Source organism: Stenotrophomonas sp. 112478_Sma, from assembly GCF_056479905.1.
In genome coordinates, this window is sequence record NZ_CM151072.1 from 841962 (window position 1) to 862197 (window position 20236).

At 66.6% G+C, this 20236-nt stretch carries 18 protein-coding genes; 13 read left to right on the forward strand and 5 right to left on the reverse strand.

Annotated features, from left to right (window positions below; genetic code table 11):
• Positions 1 to 342: 342 nt before the first annotated feature.
• The 4 genes from ACZK08_RS03835 (at position 343) to ACZK08_RS03850 (ending at position 3410) form a co-directional block, all read left to right on the forward strand.
• Positions 343 to 1434 carry an OmpA family protein gene (locus ACZK08_RS03835; RefSeq protein ID WP_065182878.1) on the forward strand — a complete coding sequence of 364 codons (1092 nt, stop codon included), beginning with the start codon at positions 343 to 345 and terminating at the stop codon, positions 1432 to 1434.
• Positions 1435 to 1654: 220 nt separating this feature from the next.
• Entirely contained in the window at positions 1655 to 2161 is a 507-nt protein-coding gene (locus ACZK08_RS03840; RefSeq protein WP_065182879.1) for a hypothetical protein, read from the forward strand.
• 20 nt (positions 2162 to 2181) lie between these two features.
• Entirely contained in the window at positions 2182 to 2988 is an 807-nt protein-coding gene (locus ACZK08_RS03845) for a pseudouridine synthase (protein ID WP_414488243.1), read from the forward strand.
• 86 nt (positions 2989 to 3074) lie between these two features.
• Positions 3075 to 3410 (forward strand): hypothetical protein, encoded by a 336-nt coding sequence (locus tag ACZK08_RS03850; protein ID WP_065182479.1) that lies wholly within the window; start codon positions 3075 to 3077, stop codon positions 3408 to 3410.
• Between the two features lie 109 nt (positions 3411 to 3519).
• Here ACZK08_RS03850 and kbl read toward each other — a convergent pair whose 3' ends face one another.
• The gene (gene kbl / locus ACZK08_RS03855; protein WP_065175932.1) at positions 3520 to 4728 is read right to left on the reverse strand and encodes a glycine C-acetyltransferase; all 1209 of its coding nucleotides are present in this window, start codon (positions 4726 to 4728) and stop codon (positions 3520 to 3522) included.
• A 199-nt stretch (positions 4729 to 4927) separates the two neighbouring features.
• Between kbl and ACZK08_RS03860 the strand changes: the two genes are divergently transcribed.
• The gene (locus ACZK08_RS03860; RefSeq protein WP_065182478.1) at positions 4928 to 5620 is read left to right on the forward strand and encodes a TorF family putative porin; all 693 of its coding nucleotides are present in this window, start codon (positions 4928 to 4930) and stop codon (positions 5618 to 5620) included.
• A gap of 143 nt (positions 5621 to 5763) precedes the next feature.
• Here the strand turns inward: ACZK08_RS03860 and tdh are convergent, their stop codons facing one another.
• On the reverse strand, positions 5764 to 6786 hold the full coding sequence (tdh, locus tag ACZK08_RS03865; RefSeq protein ID WP_053520036.1) for an L-threonine 3-dehydrogenase: 1023 nt from the start codon (positions 6784 to 6786) through the stop codon (positions 5764 to 5766).
• Positions 6787 to 7121: 335 nt separating this feature from the next.
• On the opposite strand from tdh, the gene ACZK08_RS03870 reads away from it, so the two are divergent.
• Positions 7122 to 9284: a S46 family peptidase gene (locus ACZK08_RS03870; RefSeq protein WP_065182477.1), complete on the forward strand. Its 2163-nt coding sequence runs from the start codon at positions 7122 to 7124 to the stop codon at positions 9282 to 9284.
• 135 nt (positions 9285 to 9419) lie between these two features.
• On the opposite strand, the gene ACZK08_RS03875 is transcribed toward ACZK08_RS03870, so the two are convergent.
• A complete protein-coding gene (locus ACZK08_RS03875) occupies positions 9420 to 10043 on the reverse strand; it encodes a hypothetical protein (protein WP_065182476.1) in 624 nt (207 codons plus the stop codon).
• Positions 10044 to 10269: 226 nt separating this feature from the next.
• Between ACZK08_RS03875 and ACZK08_RS03880 the strand changes: the two genes are divergently transcribed.
• The 6 genes from ACZK08_RS03880 (at position 10270) to ACZK08_RS03905 (ending at position 16460) form a co-directional block, all read left to right on the forward strand.
• Positions 10270 to 10914 (forward strand): histidine phosphatase family protein, encoded by a 645-nt coding sequence (locus ACZK08_RS03880; RefSeq protein ID WP_053519451.1) that lies wholly within the window; start codon positions 10270 to 10272, stop codon positions 10912 to 10914.
• A gap of 45 nt (positions 10915 to 10959) precedes the next feature.
• Positions 10960 to 12231: a bifunctional tetrahydrofolate synthase/dihydrofolate synthase gene (gene folC, locus ACZK08_RS03885; RefSeq protein ID WP_065182475.1), complete on the forward strand. Its 1272-nt coding sequence runs from the start codon at positions 10960 to 10962 to the stop codon at positions 12229 to 12231.
• An 81-nt stretch (positions 12232 to 12312) separates the two neighbouring features.
• Positions 12313 to 13323 (forward strand): SPOR domain-containing protein, encoded by a 1011-nt coding sequence (locus tag ACZK08_RS03890; protein WP_065175936.1) that lies wholly within the window; start codon positions 12313 to 12315, stop codon positions 13321 to 13323.
• A 43-nt stretch (positions 13324 to 13366) separates the two neighbouring features.
• The gene (locus tag ACZK08_RS03895) at positions 13367 to 14128 is read left to right on the forward strand and encodes a CvpA family protein (RefSeq protein WP_053519448.1); all 762 of its coding nucleotides are present in this window, start codon (positions 13367 to 13369) and stop codon (positions 14126 to 14128) included.
• Between the two features lie 30 nt (positions 14129 to 14158).
• The gene (gene purF / locus ACZK08_RS03900; protein ID WP_065175938.1) at positions 14159 to 15625 is read left to right on the forward strand and encodes an amidophosphoribosyltransferase; all 1467 of its coding nucleotides are present in this window, start codon (positions 14159 to 14161) and stop codon (positions 15623 to 15625) included.
• 10 nt (positions 15626 to 15635) lie between these two features.
• Positions 15636 to 16460, forward strand: coding sequence for a ferritin-like domain-containing protein (locus ACZK08_RS03905; protein WP_065175939.1), 825 nt, complete (start codon positions 15636 to 15638; stop codon positions 16458 to 16460).
• Positions 16461 to 16502: 42 nt separating this feature from the next.
• On the opposite strand, the gene ACZK08_RS03910 is transcribed toward ACZK08_RS03905, so the two are convergent.
• A complete protein-coding gene (locus ACZK08_RS03910) occupies positions 16503 to 17960 on the reverse strand; it encodes a DUF2235 domain-containing protein (RefSeq protein WP_065182474.1) in 1458 nt (485 codons plus the stop codon).
• 225 nt (positions 17961 to 18185) lie between these two features.
• Here ACZK08_RS03910 and ACZK08_RS03915 point away from each other — a divergent pair, with 225 nt between their 5' ends.
• Positions 18186 to 19439 (forward strand): M12 family metallo-peptidase, encoded by a 1254-nt coding sequence (locus ACZK08_RS03915; protein ID WP_478452486.1) that lies wholly within the window; start codon positions 18186 to 18188, stop codon positions 19437 to 19439.
• Positions 19440 to 19493: 54 nt separating this feature from the next.
• Here ACZK08_RS03915 and lpxH read toward each other — a convergent pair whose 3' ends face one another.
• The gene (gene lpxH, locus ACZK08_RS03920) at positions 19494 to 20234 is read right to left on the reverse strand and encodes a UDP-2,3-diacylglucosamine diphosphatase (protein WP_065182472.1); all 741 of its coding nucleotides are present in this window, start codon (positions 20232 to 20234) and stop codon (positions 19494 to 19496) included.
• Between the last annotated feature and the right edge of the window lie 2 nt (positions 20235 to 20236).

Sequence of the window (20236 nt, forward strand, 5' to 3'; positions counted from 1 at the left end):
GTTTCCCTTTTCATCATAAGGTTCCTCACGTTTCCGGGGGCGCGCTGAATCTCCTTCGCCGCGCGTTCCACAGAATGTCGCCTGCGTTGCCTAAACACCGTCAAACCCTTATGGGGTGAGGGTCTTGCGGATTTTCATCATCCTGTATAGGGTTTCAACGTCGGACCGGTGGCCGGTCGGGCGCAACACTTCACATGTTACGGGACTGTTAACATGGCCTTCACCCGCCTGAGCATAATGTTCGCGGCGGTGGCGTGCTGAATCGGCTGTCTGAACATCGACGCAGTAGTGCTGGCCCATGCCTCTACCGGTTTCATACCCCCGAAATAGGAGCTGTACTCAATGAACAAGAAGATCCTTACTGCCGCGCTGCTGGGTGGTCTGGCTTTCGCCCAGGCTGCTTCTGCGCAGGAGTTCGATGACCGCTGGTACCTGACCGGTTCGGCCGGCTTCAACTTCCAGGACAACGACCGTCTGACCAACGACGCTCCGTTCGTGACCCTGGGCCTGGGTAAGTTCATCAGCCCGAACTGGTCGCTGGACGGTGAGCTGAACTATCAGAACCCGAACTTCGACAGCAATCAGGACCTGAACTGGTCGCAGTACGGCATCTCGCTGGACCTGCGTCGCCACTTCATCAAGGAAGGCCGCGGCTGGAACCCGTACATCGTCGGTGGCCTGGGCTACCAGAAGTCGGAAGAAGAGTACCCGGCGATCAGCGTCAATGGTCCGCGTGAGCGCAAGGACGGCAACGTTGCCGCCAAGCTCGGCGTCGGCCTGCAGACCACCTTCGACAAGCGCGTTGCTGTCCGCGCCGAAGTGGCCTACCGCGCTGATTTCGACGACAAGAGCTACCACGCTGCCAGCGAAGACTGGTTCGGCGACGTGCTGGCTTCGGTCGGCGTCGTGATCCCGCTGGGCCCGGCTCCGGTCGCGGCTGCTCCGGCTCCGGCTCCGGTTGCCCCGAGCTGCGCCGACCTGGATGACGACGGTGACGGCGTCAACAACTGCGACGACAAGTGCCCGAACTCGCAGCCGGGTCAGACCATCGGTCCGGACGGTTGCCCGGTGCCGGTCTCGATCGACCTGAAGGGCGTGAACTTCGACTTCGACAAGTCGAACCTGCGTCCGGACGCCGTGGCCATCCTGAGCGAAGCCACCGAGATCCTGAAGCGTTACCCGGATCTGCGCGTTGAAGTCGCCGGTCACACCGACTCGAAGGGTACCGACGCTTACAACCAGAAGCTGTCGGAGCGCCGCGCCACCGCGGTGTACAACTACCTGACCAAGAACGGCGTGGACGCTTCGCGTCTGGTCGGCCCGATCGGCTACGGCGAGAGCCGTCCGATTGCTCCGAACACCAACCCGGATGGTTCGGACAATCCGGAAGGTCGCGCCAAGAACCGTCGTACCGAGCTGAACGTCCAGAACTAAGTTCTGACGTTTCGCCCGCAAGACACAGCAGGACCCGGCTTCGGCCGGGTCTTGTTGTTTCTGCGGCGGGAAAAGCCGGAACGGGCCTCGATGGACCGACCGTTTGTCGGCTTTTTGTCCAAAAAACCAATGAGTTGGCGCATTCATTGAAAGTGGCGCTTGAAAGCTGTCGCCGCATTGCTACACTCGCCGCGTCACCTTCCTTCCGTGGATGCCTCTCATGCTGCGCTCTGCATCGGCCGCCGTCCTGGCGCTGGCCCTGGTTCCTGCCGCTCACGCTGCGGTCGATTGCTCGGTCAATACCAGCGCTTCGCCGCTGCCGCTGCCGGCCACGACCATCGCGCCGGTGGCCGACGAGCTGTACATCCGTGGCAACCAGCTGGGCATGCCGGCCGGTGTGCTGAGCAGCAGCTACGATCCTTCGCAGTCGCTGGACCAGGTGCTGCAACGCCTGCGCATCGACGGCTGCCAGAACATCGCCAAGGCGATTCCGAGCGCGCCGGCGGTGAAGCCGAACGATCCGGCGGCGTACAAGCCGCAGACCGAATTCGACAATACGCCGTGGCGCTTCGACATGAGCCAGAACGGCAAGCGCATGACCGCCGAGGAATTCGATGCCTGGATGAAGGCGCGTGGCGTCCGCGTGGTCAAGGCGCGCCCGGCACCGGTGGCCACCCCGGCCGCGGCCGAAGCACCGGCTGAGACCAAGCCGGTCGATAAGAAGTAACCGTCGCGGGGAGCAGAGGCTTGCGTACGCGCCGCCCACCTGCCGCCCCCGCCGCCCGCTCCCACGTCCTGCGTGGGCGCGCGGATCCGGATGCATCCAAGGGTGTGCGCCATGGCCTGGCGCGTGTGCTCTCCAAGGCCGGCGTGTGCTCGCGCAGCGAAGCCGCGCGCTGGATCGCCGAGGGCCGCGTGCGCGTCTCCGGCCGTATCGTCCGTGACCCGGAGTTTCCGATCGGCAGCCCGGCACCTCCCATCGAGGTCGATGGCCTGCCGCTGGCGCCGCCGCAGCGGCTTTACCTGATGCTCAACAAGCCGCGCGGGGTGGTGACCACCGCGCAGGACGAGCGCGGCCGTGACACCGTATACCGCTGCTTCGACGGCGCCGGCCTGCCCTGGATCGCGCCGGTCGGCCGGCTGGACAAGGCCAGTGAGGGCCTGTTGCTGTTCAGCAACGATCCGCAGTGGGCGGCGCGCCTGACCGATCCGCAGACCGGGCCGGACAAGACCTACCACGTGCAGATCGATCGCCTGCCCGATGCGGCCACGCTGGCGGCGCTGCAGGCCGGGGTGGACGACGAGGGTGAATTCCTGGCCGCCCGGGCCGTGCGCGTGCTGCGCAGCGGCGACAAGACCGCGTGGCTGGAGGTGGTCCTCGACGAGGGCCGCAACCGCCACATCCGCCGCCTGCTGGCGGCCTTCGACCTGCAGGTGCTGCGCCTGGTCCGGGTCGCGATCGGCGACCTGGCGCTCGACGATCTCGGCAAGGGCCAGTGGCGGATGCTGGAGGTCAATGACCAGCAGCGGCTGGGGGCCGCTGCACCGGGCTGAGCGTCATGCCCGCGGCCGGCGGATGCCGGTCACCGTTCCAGGCGTAGGGGGCGTCTGGTCGTCGAAATCCCGAACGGAGCCTGCCCATGTACCACTTGTCCCTCAACCGAACCCTGCGCTGTGCCGGCCTGCTGCTGCCGATCGCGCTGCTGGCCGCCTGCGGTGGCCACAAGAAAATGGCCAAGACGGAAACGCCTGCCGAAACCCCGGTGGTGGAAGTGAAAACCCCGGAACTGGATGGTCGCGGCAGTTACCGCTTCCTGATGAGCGACGGCGACAGGAAGATGACCGCCGACGAGTTCGATGCATGGATGAAGGCCAATGGCATCCGCGTCGCCCGTGGCAATACCCAGGACGCTGCCGCCAAACCGGTCGTGGTGGCCAGCAAGGATGAGCCGAAGGACAAGAAGAAAAAGAAATGACGCAGGGCGGCGCGCTACGCCCCTGGTAGGTGCCGACCTTGGTCGGCACGCTTTTGGGTGCTGGGGTCAGAGCCCTTTCCTGCGCAAAGGGATCCGACCCCGGGCATCATCAACCCTTGATCACGCCCAGCTCGACGCCGATGCGGGAGAAGGCGTCGATCGCGCGGTCCAGCTGCTCGCGGCTGTGCGCGGCGCTGATCTGGGTGCGGATACGTGCCTGTCCCTTGGGCACCACCGGGAAGAAGAAGCCGATCGCATAGATGCCTTCCTCGAGCAGGCGCTCGGCGAACTTCTGCGCCAACGGTGCGTCGTACAGCATCACCGGGCTGATCGGATGCACGCCCGGCTTCACGTCGAAGCCGGCGGCGGTCATCTTCCCGCGGAAGTACGCGGTGTTCTCGGCCAGCCGATCGCGCAGGTCGTCGGCGGCAGCCAGCATCTCGAAGGCCTTGATGCCGGCGGCGACCACATGCGGCGGCAGCGAGTTGGAGAACAGGTACGGGCGCGAGCGCTGGCGCAGCAGTTCGATCACTTCGGCGCTGGCGCAGGTGAAGCCGCCCAGTGCGCCCCCCATGGCCTTGCCCAGAGTGCCGGTGATGATGTCGATCTTTTCCAGCACACCCTTCACCTCGGCCGAGCCACGACCGGTGGCGCCAAGGAAACCCGTGGCATGGCATTCGTCGATGTGCACCAGCGCGTTGTACTTCTTCGCGAGCGCGGTGATCTCGTCCAGCGGGGCAATGAAGCCGTCCATCGAGAACACGCCGTCGGTGGTGATCAGCTTGGTCCTGCAGCCGGCGGCGTCGGCGGCCTGCAGCTGCGCTTCCAGGTCGGCCATGTCGCAGTTGGCGTAGCGGAAGCGCTTGGCCTTGCACAGGCGCACCCCGTCGATGATCGATGCGTGGTTCAGTGCGTCCGAGATGATCGCATCGTTCTCGCCGAGCAGCGGCTCGAACAGGCCGCCGTTCGCATCGAAACAGGCCGCATACAGGATGGTGTCCTGCTTGCCGAAGAAATCGGCGATCTGTTTCTCAAGCTGCTTGTGCAGGTCCTGGGTGCCGCAGATGAAGCGCACCGAGGCCATGCCGAAGCCGTGGGTATCCAGAGCATCCTTGGCGGCCTGGATCAGGTCGGGATGATCGGCCAGGCCCAGGTAGTTGTTGGCGCAGAAGTTCAGCACCTTGCGGCCATCGGCCAGCGTGATCTCGGCCGATTGCGGACTGGTGATGATCCGCTCGGACTTGAACAGGCCCTGGGCGCGGATGGCGTCCAGTTCCTCGGCATAGTGGCGGGTCAGGGCGGAGGAGGCGTCGGTCATGGCGTGGGCACGGCTCAGCACGGGAAACCGACGATTCTACCGGGCATCGATGGCTGGCGACCGGCGGCAGGCAGGCACCGCCATGGCCGGCACATGTTGCAATGCAATAGCAAACGGGTTAAAAAATCGTGAACCGGCCCGTTCTGGCTCCGGTTCCCGCAACTGCCCTGCACGCCACCGCCCCCCACCGGAGACGACCATGAAGCACGCTCATGCCTGCCTCGCCCTTGCCGCCGCCCTGACCTTGGCCCCGTTTGCCGCCAGCGCCCAGGACAGCGAATCGCCGTACAGCTGGAACGTTACCGCCGTGTCGGATTACCTGTTCCGTGGTGTGTCGCAGACCGATGAGGATCCCACTCTGCAGGCCGGTTTCACCTATACCAGCCCGGTTGGCCTGTATGCCGGTGTCTGGGGATCGGGCGTGGACTTCGGCCCGGGCGACCCGAGCGTCGAAGTGGATTACCAGATCGGCTACGGCGTCGACGCCACCGAGCGCGTGAACTTCGATGTGCTGCTGAACCGCTACACCTACCCCGGCGCCAGCGAGCTGAACTACAACGAGCTGATCACCACCACCACGCTGGATGACACCTACAAGCTGACGGTGGCCTACAGCAACGACGTGTGGAACAGCAGCACCGATGGCTGGTATTACGCGCTGGGCGGCGAGTGGGGCCTGCCGCAGGATTTCACGCTGAGCGCCAGCGTCGGCCGCAGCACCTTCGAAAAGGGCATTGCCAAGGATTACACCGACTGGAACGTTGGCGTGGCCCGTACCTGGGGTCTGTTCACCCTCGGCCTGGGCTACTACGGCACCGACGGCAACGGCCGCGACAACAGCGGCAAGCTGGCCGACAACCGGGTGGTGTTCACGGTGGCGGTAGGCCAGTAAGCGGCGCATGACATCAAACGAAAAAGGCACCCCTGGAGGTGCCTTTTTCGTGTCTGGCGTCGGGCACTCTGTGGGCCGGCCAACGGCGCGGGGACAAAGTGAGATGCGGGGGAATCAGGCAGTCGCGCCGGAGGCGCGAGTGATCAATTCCAGCTCAGTACCACCTTGCCGGCCTTGCCTTCTTCCATCAGGTCGAAGCCCTTCTGGAAGTCGTCGATCGGCAACTGGTGGGTCATCACCTTGCCGAGCGGGAAACCGGACAGCACCAGCTGCGTCATCTTGTACCAGGTCTCGTACATCTTGCGGCCGTAGATGCCCTGCACGGTCAGGCCCTTGAAGATGATCTTGTCCCAGTCGCAGCCGGCACCCTTGGGCATGATGCCGAGCATGGCGATCTTGCCGCCGTGGTACATGCAGTCGAGCATGTCGTTGAAGGCGCGCGGATTGCCGCTCATTTCCAGGCCCACGTCGAAGCCCTCCATGTGCAGTTCCTTCATCACGTCCTTCAGCGAGGTGTTGGTGACATTGACCACGCGCGTCGCGCCCATGTCGGCGGCCAGCTTCAGGCGGAAGTCGTTGACGTCGGTCACCACCACGTTGCGCGCACCGATGTGCTTGCAGATGCCCGCGGCGATGATGCCGATCGGGCCGGCGCCGGTGATCAGCACGTCCTCGCCGATCACGTCGAACTCCAGCGCGCAGTGCGCGGCGTTGCCGTACGGGTCGAAGAAGGCCGCCAGTTCGGACGGAATCTGGTCGGGGATCGGCCACAGGTTGCTGGCGGGCATCACCATGTACTCGGCGAAGGCGCCATTGACGTTCACGCCGATGCCGACGGTGTTCGGGCACAGGTGCGGGCGGCCGCCACGGCAGTTGCGGCAGTGGCCGCAGACGATGTGGCCTTCGGCCGAGACGCGCTGGCCAACCTCATAGCCGGTCACCGCCGAGCCAAGCGCGGCGATGCGACCGACGAATTCGTGGCCGATGGTCAGGCCCGGCTTGATGGTGCGCTGGCTCCACTCGTCCCACAGGTAGATGTGCAGGTCGGTACCGCAGATGGCGGTCTTTTCCAGCTTGATCAGGACCTCGTTCGGGCCCGGGGTCGGCACCGGGACCTCTTCGAGCCAGATGCCCTTGGCCGCTTCGCGCTTGACCAGGGCCTTCATCGTTTGCTGCGCCATCGGGGTGGAACTCATCAGGGGGAAAGCGCGGATTATAGAGGTCTGCACGGAATTCCAATGTTGCGCTGCGGGCGCGCTGGCGGAACGAAAGGCGTGCGCCGGCGGGCGTTTCGAACGTGACCGGCGTGCTCGCCGGGCATGGCCCCGCACTACCGGGAAATCGGGCGGCTCGCGCTCGCGGGGCATGGCCCGGCGCCATCGGGAAATCGTGCGGGTAGCGCCGGGCCATGCCCGGCGGGCCCGGGGGCATGACTTCCGGGGTTCGGGACAGGGCAGGGGGGCGGGCTACAATCGAAGGTTCCACTACCAGGGGCCGCTCCATGCGCTCGAACCTGCTTGCATTCTCCGTCGTCGCCAGCCTTGGGCTGGTCCAGGTCGCCCATGCCGCCGAAGGCATGTGGGTACCGCAGCAGTTGCCGGAGATCGCCGGCCCGCTGCAGAAGGCCGGCCTGAAACTGTCGCCGGAACAGCTGTCCGACCTGACCGGCGACCCGATGGGCGCGGTGGTGGCGCTGGGCGGCTGCACCGCCAGCTTCGTCTCCCCGCAGGGCCTGGTGGTCACCAACCACCACTGTGCCTACGGCGCGATCCAGCTCAACTCCACCGCCGAGAAGAACCTGATCAAGGAGGGTTTCAACGCGCCGACCCTGAAGGACGAACTCAGCGCCGGTCCCAACGCCCGCGTGTTCGTGCTGGACCGGATCACCGACGTCACCGACCAGGCCAAGGCCGCCATCGCCGCCGCCGGCAAGGACCCGCTGGCCCGCACCCGTGCGCTGGAAGCGTTCGACAAGGCCCAGACCGCCGCCTGTGAAGCCGACGCCGGTTTCCGCTGCCGTCTGTACAGCTTCTCCGGCGGCAATACCTACCGCCTGTTCCGCAACATGGAAATCAAGGACGTGCGCCTGGTCTATGCGCCCCCGGGCAGCGTCGGCAAGTTCGGCGGCGACGTCGACAACTGGATGTGGCCGCGCCACACCGGCGACTTCTCGTTCTATCGCGCCTACGTGGGCAAGGATGGCAAGCCGGCCGCGTTCTCGGCCGACAATGTGCCGTACCAGCCGAAGCACTTCCTGAAGTTCGCCGACCAGCCGCTGGGCGCGGACGACTTCGTGATGGTGGCCGGCTACCCGGGCCGCACCAACCGCTATGCGCTGGCCGGCGAATTCAATGAAACCGCCGAGTTCACCTACCCGACCATCGCCCGCCATTACAACGAAGTGCTGGCGCTGATCGACAAGGCCGGCAAGGCCGACGCCGACGTCAAGGTCAAGTACGCCAACACGGCGGCCAGCATGAACAACGTGGCCAAGAACTACGTCGGCCAGCTGGAAGGCTTCAAGCGCATCGACGCGGCCGGGCAGAAGCGGGCCGAAGAGGCCGCCGTGCTGGCCTGGCTGAAGCAGCAGGGCGCAGCCGGCAAGCCGGCCCTGGCCGCACACGCCCAGCTGCTCAAGCACCTGGATACCAGCAAGAGTACCCGCGAGCGCGATCTGTTCGTCGGCCAGTTCAACAACACCTCGGCCGTGGGCGCCGCGCTGTCGCTTTACCGTCTGTCGATCGAACGCGCCAAGCCGGACGCCGAGCGTGAAGCCGGTTATCAGGAGCGCGACCTGCCGACCCTGGAAGGCAATCTGCGCCAGATGGACCGTCGCTACGTCGCCGGCATGGACCAGCAGCTGCAGCAGTACTGGCTGGACCAGTACGTCGCGCTGCCGGCGGCACAGCGCAACAACGAGGTTCTCAACCAGTGGCTGGGCGGCAGCGATGCCGGGGCCGTCAACGGCCTGGTGAAGAAGCTGGCCGGCACCGGGCTGGGCAGCCTCGATGCACGCCTGAAGTGGTTCAAGGCCGACCGTGCCGCCTTCGAGGCCAGCACCGATCCGGCCATCCAGTACGCCGTGGCCGTGATGCCGGCCCTGCTGAAGCAGGAAGAACAGAGGAAGATCCGCGAAGGTGAATCGCTGACGGCCCGTCCGCTGTACCTGCAGGCGGTGGCGGACTACAAGAAGAGCAAGGGCGAGTTCGTCTACCCCGATGCCAACCTGTCGCTGCGCATCACCTTCGGCAATGTCATGGGCTATGCCAAGGACGGTGTCCAGTACACCCCGTTCACCACGCTGGAAGGCGTTGCGGCGAAGGAAACCGGCGTCGATCCGTTCGACTCGCCGAAGGCACTGCTGGATGCGGTCAAGGCCAAGCGGTATGGCGGCCTGGAGGACAAGCGGATCGGCTCGGTGCCGGTGAACTTCCTGTCCAACCTGGACATCACCGGTGGCAACTCCGGTTCGCCGGTGCTCGATGCGCACGGCAAGCTGGTCGGCCTGGCCTTCGACGGCAACTGGGAATCGGTCAGCTCCAACTGGGTATTCGACCCGGTGATGACCCGCATGATCGCGGTGGACAGCCGCTACATGCAGTGGATCATGCAGGAAGTGGCCCCCGCGCCGCAGCTGCTGAAGGAATTGAACCTGGCGAAATAAACCGGTTGCGGTAGTGCCGGCCGCTGGCCGGCAACGCCTGCAGATACTGCCGGGCGGTGTATCCACGCATGGCGTGGATCTACTGCAAATCCTCAACCCCCGCGACGTCTGTCGCGGGGGTTTTTGTCAGCAGCCTTAAGCGGTTTCCCAGGGAACCGGGCGCCCCATTCCCGACACATCGCTGCCCGCTCCGAGTACCCGACAGTGATTCCAGTAGTCATCTTCCGAGCCTTCAAGGCTGTCGAGATGCAGGCGGACGGATGGGATAGGCCAGCTGTGTTCCATTGCAGCCAGCGCGATCAGCTTTTCGCAAACGTCTTCGTCCGGTGCATCCAATCCGGACAACAAGCGCTTGAATGCTTCATAGAACTCTTTCTCGGGATCGTTCAGGGCGGCAATTTCGTCCATTTCGATTGAAATGAACTCATACGGCGCGTCTTCAATCACCCGCTCGAGCATGTTCACGTACGGAGCAAGATCACCGATACCCTTGAATGCCTGGACGACGCCTGTGCGGCGGCGCCGAAGGGTTTCGAGCACTTTCTGTTTGGGGGCCGAAGGTGCCTGCCCGATCACCACTTCGCCATCGAGTTCGAAATCAGCCTGCTGGAAATCCTCGGGCGTGAAAAGCGCAGGCCACAGCAGCGGTATGCAGTAGACATCATTTGCCAGCGTCTGCACGTCGAAATCGTAGTCGTCGGCAAAACTTGGATAGATGCCCGGCAAGGGGCTGCAGCACAGGTAGGAGCGATTGGACATGGATGGGCCCGCAAAAGCCCAGAGCATGGACATCGGTTGCCAGCAATACCATCAGATTGGTTGCAAATTGAGAAGTGAACGTGGCTGTCCGTTTCGACCTCGTTGGTCGCACTGTACGCTTGGCTGACCGGTGCGATGCGCCGAACAGGTATCATCCCTGTTCCGCGTACTTCACAGGATGTGAACGAATCGCGGCCATCTCCTCCCCCCAGGACTCCTTGCACGCATGCGCATCCTGCTTGCCCGCCACGGTGAAACCCCGTGGAACGCCGAAGGCCGCTACCAGGGCCAGATCGACATCCCGCTTTCGCCCATCGGCGAAGCCCAGGCCCAGGCGCTGGGCGCCCGCCTGGCATCCGTGGACATCACCCGTGCGGTGGCCTCGCCGCTGTCGCGCGCCCAGCGCACCGCCCAGCTGGCCCTCGGCGCCGACCGTGCCGGCACGCTGCAGACCGAACCGGATCTGCAGGAAATCGCCCATGGCGAGTGGGAAGGCCTGCTGGCCAGCGAGATCAACGAGAAGGACCCGTCGCGGTTGAAGGCGTGGCGTGAGGAACCCGATACCGTGCTGATGCCGGGCGGCGAGTCGCTGCGTCTGGTGCTCGAGCGCAGCTGGCGCGGCCTGGCACGCGCCAGCGAGGGCCTCGGGGAGCACGACACGCTGCTGGTGGTCGCACACGATGCCGTCAACCGGGTGATCCTGTGCAGGGTGCTGGGCCTGCCGCTGTCGCGGCTGTGGACCTTCCGCCAGGCACCGACCACGTTGAACCTGCTTGAAGGTCCGGACCTGGAGAGCCTGGAGGTCGTGCGCCTCAACGACTGCGCCCACCACACCCCGTTCTTCGGCGAAGCCAAGCACCGCGCCCTCTGATCCCTGTCCACATCGAACCACCCTGCTTCTGCTGGAACCGCTGCCGTGACGAACCTGCCGACCACCCTGGCCGAATGGCTGGATTACATTGAACGCCAGCACCCGGCGACGATCGACATGGGCCTGGAGCGCGTCCGCGCCGTGGCCACGAGGATGGGACTGGGCGCGCCGGCCAAGCGCACCATCGTGGTCGGTGGGACCAACGGCAAGGGCTCCACGGTCGCCTTCATCGAGGCCATCGGCCGCGCTGCAGGCTGGAAGGTGGGGGCCTACACGTCGCCGCACCTGCTGCGCTACAACGAACGCGTACGCATCGATGGGCAGGAGGCGGAGGATGCCGCTCTGGTGGCGGCATTCAACGCCGTCGAAGCTGCGCGTGGCGACATCACCCTGACCTACTTCGAGTACGGCACGCTGGCCGCCCTGCAGCTGTTCGCGGGGGCAGCGCTGGACCTGGCGGTACTGGAAGTCGGGCTGGGAGGGCGCCTGGATGCGGTCAACATCGTCGACGCCGACGTGGCCGTGATCACCACGGTGGACATCGACCATGCCGAGTGGCTGGGCGAGGACCGTGAAGCGATCGGTGCGGAAAAGGCCGGCATCATCCGCGGCTGGAAACCGGTGATCCTGGGCGAGACCGACCCGCCGTCGAGCGTGCTGGCACGGGCCTATCTGCTGGGCGCGAACGCCATCCGCGGCGGCAGCGACTACTTCTACGAGCCGATCGATGCCCAGCGCTGGCGCTGGCGCGATGTCGGCCTGCGCATGGAACTGCCGACCCCGGCGCTGGCCGGTCCGATCCAGCTGGCCAATGCCGGCGCGGCCATTGCCGCGCTGCGCGCGCTGGACCGGCCGCTGCCACGCGCGGCGTGGGCGGCTGGCATCGCCGCGGCCCGCATCAACGGTCGCCTGCAGGCATTCGATCGTGATGGCGTGCAGGTGCGGGTCGATGTGGGTCACAACCCGCAGGCGGCCGGCCAGCTGGCACGCGCGCTGAAGGCCGAAGCTGTCCCGGGCCGGACCCTGGCGGTCTATGCCGCGTTGCAGGACAAGGATGCGGAAGGCGTGGTGCAGGCGCTGCAGGAGGTGGTGGACGAGTGGACGCTGGCTGGCCTGGAAGGTCCGCGCGGACAGAGTGCGCAGCAGCTGCAGGCACGTCTGCATGGCACCGCTGCGGTCACCGCACGGCTGGTCGGCACTGTCGAGCAGGCACTGACGCAGGTGCTGGCACAGGCCCAGTCAGGCGACCGCGTACTGGTATTCGGTTCGTTCCACACGGCCGCTGCGGCCCTGCAGTGGTTGCAGCCCGCGCCCTGATCCACGTTCAGCCAACGCCGACGCCGTCCGGTCCGGCACCCGTATAATCGACCGCAACCCCCGGACAGTTGCCTGCCTCACGTGGATACGCCTCTGAAACAGCGATTGATTGGTGCCATCGTGCTGGTGGCACTCGCCGTGATCTTCCTGCCGATGCTGGTGAAGGGGCCGGCGCCGGACAGTGGCGTCGCCAGTGTGCCGATCGCAGCGCCCAATGCGCCCGCCGACGGCCAGTTCGAGACCCGTGAGCTGCCGCTGGTCGCCCCGGCCGGGGGTGCCACCGGCCTGCAGAGTGGCCAGGCCGCACCGCTGCAGGACGCAGCCGCGCCCGCCACGCCGCCGACCGTGGACACCTCGCCGGCGGTGGCTGCCGGCAACTATGCGGTGACATTCGGCGCCTATGGCAGCAAGGCCGACGCCGATGCGGTGATCGCCTATCTGAAGCGTTCGCAGCTGCCGGGCTTTGCCGAGGCGGCGACCATCAACGGCCGGCAGGCGTGGCGCGTGCGCGTCGGACCGTATGCCGATCGCGCCCAGGCCGAGGCGGCCCGCCTGCAGGCGGTGAAGATCCGCTCCGACGTCCATGCCGAGGTGATCACGCTGGATGCGCCCGCAGCTGCGGCTGCACCGGCCGCCGCTGCTCCGGCGCCGGCGGCACCGTCGGCCAGCACCCCGGCGGCGGCGTCCACGCCGTCGGCCACGGGCAACCCGGTGCGCAGCGAGAGCCTGCCGCCCAGCACGCCGGTCGCCAGGCCTGAAGCACCGAAGGCAACGGCGACGCCGGAGGCGACGAAGCCGGTCGCCAAGCCCGAGCCAAAGCCGCAACCGCAAACCCCGGCCGCGCCGGCGGCGGGCGGTGTTGGTTTCGCGGTCCAGCTGGGGGCGTTCGGCCAGGCCAACGACGCCAACGCGCTGCGCGACAAGGTGCGCGCTGCCGGATTCAGTGCCTTTGTCGAGCAGGTCCGCACCGAAAAGGGCACCCTGCATCGCGTGCGCGTCGGGCCGGTGGCCAACCGCGCCGATGCCGAGCAGCTGAAGGCCCAGGTGGCGGCCAAGGTCGGCGTGGCCGGCATGGTCCGACCGCACCCGTGATCACGCGCGCTGTCCGCCGCTGTCGTCGGCAGGAGCGGGCAGCGTGATCGACATCGTGCTGGGCGTGCTGATCGGTGCGTCGGTGCTGTTCGGCTTCATCCGCGGTTTCGTCGGCACCGTGGTCGCGCTGGTGTCCTGGCTGCTGGCCGGCTGGATGGCGTTCACCTTCGGCAACGAGGCATCGCACTGGTGGGCGGCGCCCCAGCCACCCGGCACGGGTCACTATCTGGCCGGCTATCTGGGGGTGTTCGTGCTCACCGTGGTGGCGGTCGGGCTGGTCGGGCTGTTGCTGAAGGCAGCGATCAAACTGACCCTGCTGGGCGGCGTGGATCGCCTGCTGGGCGGTGCCCTGGGCCTGGTCCGCGGCCTGTTCTTCGCCAGCGTGCTGTTGCTGCTGGCCGGTTTCACCGCGTTGCCTGCTGAGCCGGCATGGCAGCAGTCGCAGGTGCGGCCGTTGCTGCAGCCGGCGGTGGCCTGGATGCAGGCCCAGCTGCCGCAGCTGGACGGCATGCTGCCACAGGCGCTGCCGCTGGACGGCCTGCTGCCGGGGGCACTGCCCTTGCCCCTGCTCGAGAATGCCCCCACCTCCTCGCAGGTATTGGGCAAGCCGGCGCCGACAGGCGATAATGGCGTTCTCAACGAGGTAGTGGCGGGCGGCGGATGGCCGCGGCCCGTGGACGTGGAGCGGGAGCCCCGGCCGGCCCCCACACTGCCCAGCAACATCGAGCCGGCGCCCGCGCGTCCGGCCCGGCCCGCGCCTGCCGCGGGCGGGACCCCAGGCCAGGCACGGCCACCTTCCTTGTAACTGGGCACAGCCCAGCGGAGACCTCGCACCATGTGTGGCATCGTCGGAATCGTCGGCAACCAGAACGTCGCCGGGCAGTTGTATGACGGCTTGACCGTCCTCCAGCATCGCGGCCAGGACGCGGCAGGCATCGCCACCGCCAACGGCAGCCGCCTGCGGGTGCAGAAGGCCAACGGCCTGGTCCGCGACGTGTTCGACGCACGCACCATGTCCACCCTGGAGGGCAGCGTCGGTATCGCCCACGTGCGGTATCCCACGGCCGGTTCGGAAGGCATGGACGAGGCCCAGCCGTTCTACGTCAATTCGCCGTATGGCATCGCCCTGGCGCACAACGGCAACCTCATCAACACCGAGGCTCTGCGCCAGCAGGTGTTCGAGCAGGACCGCCGCAACGTCAACACCGATTCGGACAGCGAAGTGCTGCTGAACGTGTTCGCCTACGAACTGGAACAGCAGCGCCAGCTCAGTCCGGAAGCCGCCATCCGCGCGGTGGCCGGGGTGCATCGTCGCTGCAAGGGCGGCTACGCGGTGGTCAGCGTGGTGCTGGGCCTGGGACTGGTTGCCTTCCGCGATCCGCATGGCATCCGTCCGCTGGTGCTGGGCAAGCGCAGCCATGCCGAGGGCGACGAGTACATCGTCGCTTCCGAATCGGCCGCACTGGACGTGCTCGGCTTCCAGCGCGTACGCGACGTGCAGCCGGGCGAAGCGCTGGTCATCACCGCGCGTGGCGAGCTGTTCTCGGAAATCTGCGCCGAACCGGCCGAGCATACGCCGTGCATCTTCGAGTACGTGTACTTCGCCCGCCCGGATTCGATGATCGACAATGTCTCGGTGCACAAGGCGCGCATGCGCATGGGCATCAAGCTGGGCGAGAAGATCCTGCGCCTGCGCCCGGACCACGACATCGACACCATCATCCCGATTCCGGACACCTCGCGCGATGCCGCGCTGGAAATCTCCAACGTGCTCGGGGTGAAGTACCGCGAAGGCTTCATCAAGAACCGCTATATCGGCCGCACCTTCATCATGCCGGGGCAGGGTGAGCGGGTGAAGTCGGTGCGGCGCAAGCTCAACCCGATCCACCTGGAGTTCCGCAACCGGGTTGTGCTGCTGGTGGACGACTCGATCGTGCGTGGCACCACCAGCCAGCAGATCGTGCAGATGGCCCGTGATGCGGGCGCACGCAAGGTCTACCTGGCCAGTGCCGCCCCGCCGGTGCGCTTCCCGAACATCTACGGCATCGACATGCCGGCCGCCGAAGAACTGGTCGCGCACAACCGCAGCGTTGAAGAAATCGAGGCCCACCTGGGCTGCGACTGGCTGATCTACCAGGATCTGGAAGACATGGAAGCGGCCGTGAGCGAGGGCAACCCCGCACTGCGCAACTTCGACTCGTCCTGCTTCAACGGCCACTATCCCACCGGTATCGAACCGGGCTATTTCGAGCGCATCCAGCAGCTGCGTTCGGACGACGCCAAGCACAAGCGCCGCGCCTGAGGCCAAGGGCGTGGTCGAGCTGGCCGACGTCGGTGGCGACCTGCTGCGTGCCGCGCAGCAGTGCCTTGCAGAAGCCGATCCGCTGCGCAAGGTGGCCTTGACCCAGGCCCATGCCGCGGCATTCCGTGCGGGGCGGCTGAAGGTGGCGGTGGATGCGCCGCCACCGGAGCCGATCCGGATGCCGGGCAGGCCGGACCGCCTGGTACTGGTCCATCCGCGCGAGGTGCCGCGGCGTGGCCTCGGTGGCGTGGAAGGGCGCGCCGCGTTCATCCATGCCATCGCCCACATCGAACTCAATGCGATCGATCTGGCCTGGGATGCCGTGTATCGCTTCCGCGGCCTGCCCGCAGCCTTCCATGCCGACTGGGTCAGTTGTGCCGATGACGAGTCGCGGCATTTCATGCTGTTGCGTGAGCGCCTGCTGGCACATGGCCACGACTACGCCGACTTCCCTGCGCATAACGGCCTGTGGGAGATGTGCGAGAAGACCGCACATGACGGCCTGGCACGCATGGCGCTGGTGCCCCGCGTACTGGAAGCGCGCGGCCTGGACGTGACACCGGGCATGATCGACAAGCTGCGCAACGTCGGCGATGGCGAGACCGCGGATGTGCTGGAGATCATCCTGCGCGAGGAAGTGGCGCACGTCGCCGCAGGTTCGCGCTGGTACCGCTGGTACTGCGAACGTGCCGGCGTTGAACCGCGCGCACGCTTCAAGGCACTGCTGGTCGAGTTCGCAGGCGGTTACCTGCATGGTCCGTTCAACCTGGAAGCCCGCCTGCTGGCGGGCTTCGATGCCGACGAACTGGCCAACCTGGTCGAACAGGCCGGCTGACCGGCAACGCGGGAGCCCAGTCCCGCCCTGCGCGGGCGCGTCTCATGTGTTCGGCAGCACCACCCGCTTGCCATCCACGGTGGGGCGGTTGATGTAGAACAGGCCGGGACCGGGTCGATACGGCAGCTCGCTCACGCCGGCATCGGCCGCATAGGTCAGCGCGGTATCGCCCAGTGCGTCGAAATTCCAGTGTGCCGACTGCATCAGGTAGCGCCTGCGCAGCAGTGCTTCCTGGGCCGGGGTGAGGGCCTGGCCGGCCATCAGCCGGCGCGCGATCGGCAGCAGTGCGTCGGGCAGTTCCCAGCCGGCAACCGCGTTGGCATCTGCGCGCCAGCGTACGCCGGCGGCGATGGCCTGCTGCTGCATCACCTGCAGGGCCACCAGCTGGTAACGCCAGTCGATGCGCCGACGCAGCACCACTGCCGCGGTGACGTACAACACCGGCGACAGCAGCACGCTGCGGCTGCCGGCGCGGCGTTGCTGCTGCCACTGGTGCCAGACATCGACCCACACTTCCTTTTCGCCCAGCCCGAGCTGCTGCCGCCAGCGTTCGGCATCCGCCTGCGCCTCGGCGTACACCGTCGTGGCCTGAAGCTGTGCCAGCGGGGGGACCTGGTAGTCGGCCACGCTTGGCCGGCGCAGCTGCTGCCGGCGTGGGCGACTGAGCAGCTTCGGTCCTTCCTCTGTCTGGTTGTAGCCACCGCCGATGTTGGCGTGCACGCCGGGCAGTGCGATCTCCACGTGCGCTGCGGCCACCCGCGTGAGCGGGTAGTGCTGGCGATGTTCGTCGCGCGCGACCAGCTGCACGACACGTCCGGCGATGTCGGCGGCGAGGGCGACGCGTGGTCGCTCATCGGCTCTTCCCCCGCTTACGGCGACGACCGTGTCGAACAGGCCGATGAAGCGCAGCAGCGGCCGTGCCGGCGCGAAGCCGGCGGCGCACACCAGCCCCGCGTCCTGCAGCAGTTGCTGCCAGCGGGCCGTATCCCAGGCCTGCAAGCGGTTGGCGGCATCGCGCGCCGCCGCCGCCCCGCGCGAGTATCCGAACAGATCCAGCTGCACGCCCTGCACGGGCCTGTGCCAGCGCGCGGACACGCTGGTCAATGCTGCCGGCAACAGCTCGTTGAGCGCGCGCTCGACCTTGGCACGCACACCGCTGGCGCCGATGCCGAAGGCCAGTCCCAGCAGATCGTCTTCGGCATCATCGCGGGTGCCCACCCCTTCCACGTAGATGGCCAGCGAGGGGAACGGCAGCGTCTCCTGGCGGCTGTCCGGATACAACCGGTGCAGCCGTGCAACGTTGGTCAGGCCATTGTCGTAGCTGCTGGTCAACCGGCTCTGATAGGTCGAATCATCGTCGGCACGCAGCACGGCAGGGCGGGGTTGCGGCACCTGGACGTGTCCGCGCGCCAGGTTGTGCGCGTTGTTGCGGGTGCCATCGAAGAACAGACCAATCCGCAGCACGGCGGCATCGTCATGGGTGTCCTGCGCTGGTGCCATGTGCATTCCCCGTCGTGGCTACGTCACGGTAGCGCGAAAGCGGTGTGTTGGCGAAGTGTAGCGACGCTGTTGACCTGACTGAACGCAGATGCGGTCGATCACAGATCCAGATTCTCATTCCCACCGCCTATTGAATTCACACGACCTGCGCAGGCCAGATGGCCGGACCCGACACAACGGGTCGTGCTGCATCACTGCTGTTCACTTCATTCAAGGAGCGACGAAATGATGTCCAGATCGATTGGCAAGACGGCGGGTGGCCTGTTGCTGGGAATGTCGGTGGTTGCGGCCGCCGGTGCTGCACCGTTGTTCGAGCCGGTGACGGTACTCAGTCGTGCATCGGCAAGCAGTGAACCTGCGCTGGGCCGGTTGCTGGCGACGCCGTCCACGGCCGCCGTGCAGGAGGTGCGGGTCGATGCCGCTGCCACCGCGCAGCCGCAGCTGGAGTTCGAGCTGCTTGGCCAGCGGGTGCAGGCGGTACGCAGCAAGGTCGAAACGCTGCCCGACGGCGGCTCTGTCTGGTACGGCCAGCTCCGCTCCGCGTCGGGCAGGCTGCAGGCGGCCACCTCCAATGGACAGGATGACCCTGGCAATTCGGTGATCCTGGTCCGCTCCGGCGACACGCTGACCGGCTCGATCCGCAAGGACGGCAAACTCTACCGGTTGCGTCCGCTCGGCAACCGCCACGTCCTGGTGGAAGTGGATGAATCGCGGATGCCGGCCGATCACCCGGCCGACTACAACCAGTTGCCGAAGATTCCGCTGCCGGCCGATGACCGCATCGGCATTGCCCAGGCGTCTTCGGGAACGCCGGCGACCATCCGGGTACTGGTGGTGGCCACCAATGCCGCCGTCGCCGCCTATGGCGGCAACATGCAGTCGCTGGTGCAGCTGGCGGTCGCCGAGTCGAACCAGGGCTACACCAACAGCAATGTCGGCCTGACGCTGCAGCTGGCCCGCTACGAGACCACCAGTTACAGCGAATCCGGCGACTTCAATACCGATCTGGCACGTTTCCGCGGCACCAGCGACGGCTACATGGACAGCATCCACAGCAGCCGCAATACCTACACGGCCGATGTCGGCGTGCTGCTGATCAACAACGCGTCGTACTGCGGCCTGGCCTCGGGCATCGGCTCAAGCGCATCCACCGCGTTCGCGGCGGTGTACTGGGATTGCGCGACCGGCTACTACTCGTTCGCCCACGAGATCGGCCACCTGCAGTGCGCGCGGCACGATCTCGCCAACGATCCGAGCACGTCGCCGTACGCCTATGGCCATGGCTATCGCTATGAGCCATCCAGCGGTACCGGCTGGCGCACCATCATGGCGTACAACTGCACCCGCAGCTGCCCGCGCCTGAATTACTGGTCCAATCCGAACATCAGCTACAACGGCATCCCGATGGGCAATGCCAGCACCGCCGACAACCAGCGCGTGCTGGTCAATACCAAGCACACCATCGCCGGCTTCCGGTAACCGGTACTCGGGGCGCACGACCCGGGGTCGTGCGCTGCCGTGGATGGACGGGCCTCAGGTCAGCGAATCCAGCGTCCAGCCCTGTGGGGTCACGCGCAGTACCGAGCCCTGCTCGTACCAGTCACCCAGAACGATGCGGGTGCAGCTGCGTCCGCCGGCCTGCAGCGCATGGATTGCAGGGCGGTGGGTGTGGCCGTGGATCATGGTGTCCACGCCGTGACGGATGAAGGTGGCCTCCACTTCGGCCGGGGCCACGTCGGTCACTGTCTCGAACTGCGCGCGATCGCCCTGTTTCATTTCCGACTGCCGTGCCTGGCTCGCTTCACGGGCCTTCTGTGCGAAGGCAATGCGTGCGGCCAGCGGTTGCGAGAGGAACTGCGCCTGGAAGGCCGGATCGCGCGTCTGCGCGCGGAACTGCTGGTAGGGAATGTCGTCGGTGCACAGCAGATCGCCGTGCTGCAGCAGCACGGCACGGCCGTACAGCTCGATCACGCAGGGGTCGGGCAGGATGCGCAGGCCGCCGCGGCGCGCGTAGTCTTCGCCAAGCAGGAAATCGCGGTTGCCGCGGATGAAGTACACCGGCACGCCGCTGTCGGCGAGCGTCCTCAACGCGTCCGCCACCGCATCGGCGGCGGGTGAGGGCGTGTCGTCGCCGATCCAGGCCTCGAACAGATCGCCCAGGATGTACAGCGCGTCCGCGCCGGGCGCCTGTTCGCGCAGGAAACGCAGGAACAGGTCGGTGATTTCCGGACGGCTCGGGTCCAGGTGCAGGTCGGAAATGAACAGCGTGGTCATGC

What these genes read in the sequence shown, in the direction of transcription:
- tdh (WP_053520036.1), bottom strand. Translation starts at nt 6,786, where the DNA reads ATGAAGGCCCTGGTCAAGCGCGAAGCGGCCAAGGGCATCTGGCTCGAA.
- ACZK08_RS03915 (WP_478452486.1), top strand. Translation starts at nt 18,186, where the DNA reads ATGATGTCCAGATCGATTGGCAAGACGGCGGGTGGCCTGTTGCTGGGA.
- ACZK08_RS03860 (WP_065182478.1), top strand. Translation starts at nt 4,928, where the DNA reads ATGAAGCACGCTCATGCCTGCCTCGCCCTTGCCGCCGCCCTGACCTTG.
- ACZK08_RS03880 (WP_053519451.1), top strand. Translation starts at nt 10,270, where the DNA reads ATGCGCATCCTGCTTGCCCGCCACGGTGAAACCCCGTGGAACGCCGAA.
- ACZK08_RS03910 (WP_065182474.1), bottom strand. Translation starts at nt 17,960, where the DNA reads ATGGCACCAGCGCAGGACACCCATGACGATGCCGCCGTGCTGCGGATT.
- kbl (WP_065175932.1), bottom strand. Translation starts at nt 4,728, where the DNA reads ATGACCGACGCCTCCTCCGCCCTGACCCGCCACTATGCCGAGGAACTG.
- ACZK08_RS03840 (WP_065182879.1), top strand. Translation starts at nt 1,655, where the DNA reads ATGCTGCGCTCTGCATCGGCCGCCGTCCTGGCGCTGGCCCTGGTTCCT.
- lpxH (WP_065182472.1), bottom strand. Translation starts at nt 20,234, where the DNA reads ATGACCACGCTGTTCATTTCCGACCTGCACCTGGACCCGAGCCGTCCG.
- purF (WP_065175938.1), top strand. Translation starts at nt 14,159, where the DNA reads ATGTGTGGCATCGTCGGAATCGTCGGCAACCAGAACGTCGCCGGGCAG.
- ACZK08_RS03835 (WP_065182878.1), top strand. Translation starts at nt 343, where the DNA reads ATGAACAAGAAGATCCTTACTGCCGCGCTGCTGGGTGGTCTGGCTTTC.
- ACZK08_RS03870 (WP_065182477.1), top strand. Translation starts at nt 7,122, where the DNA reads ATGCGCTCGAACCTGCTTGCATTCTCCGTCGTCGCCAGCCTTGGGCTG.
- ACZK08_RS03850 (WP_065182479.1), top strand. Translation starts at nt 3,075, where the DNA reads ATGTACCACTTGTCCCTCAACCGAACCCTGCGCTGTGCCGGCCTGCTG.
- ACZK08_RS03875 (WP_065182476.1), bottom strand. Translation starts at nt 10,043, where the DNA reads ATGTCCAATCGCTCCTACCTGTGCTGCAGCCCCTTGCCGGGCATCTAT.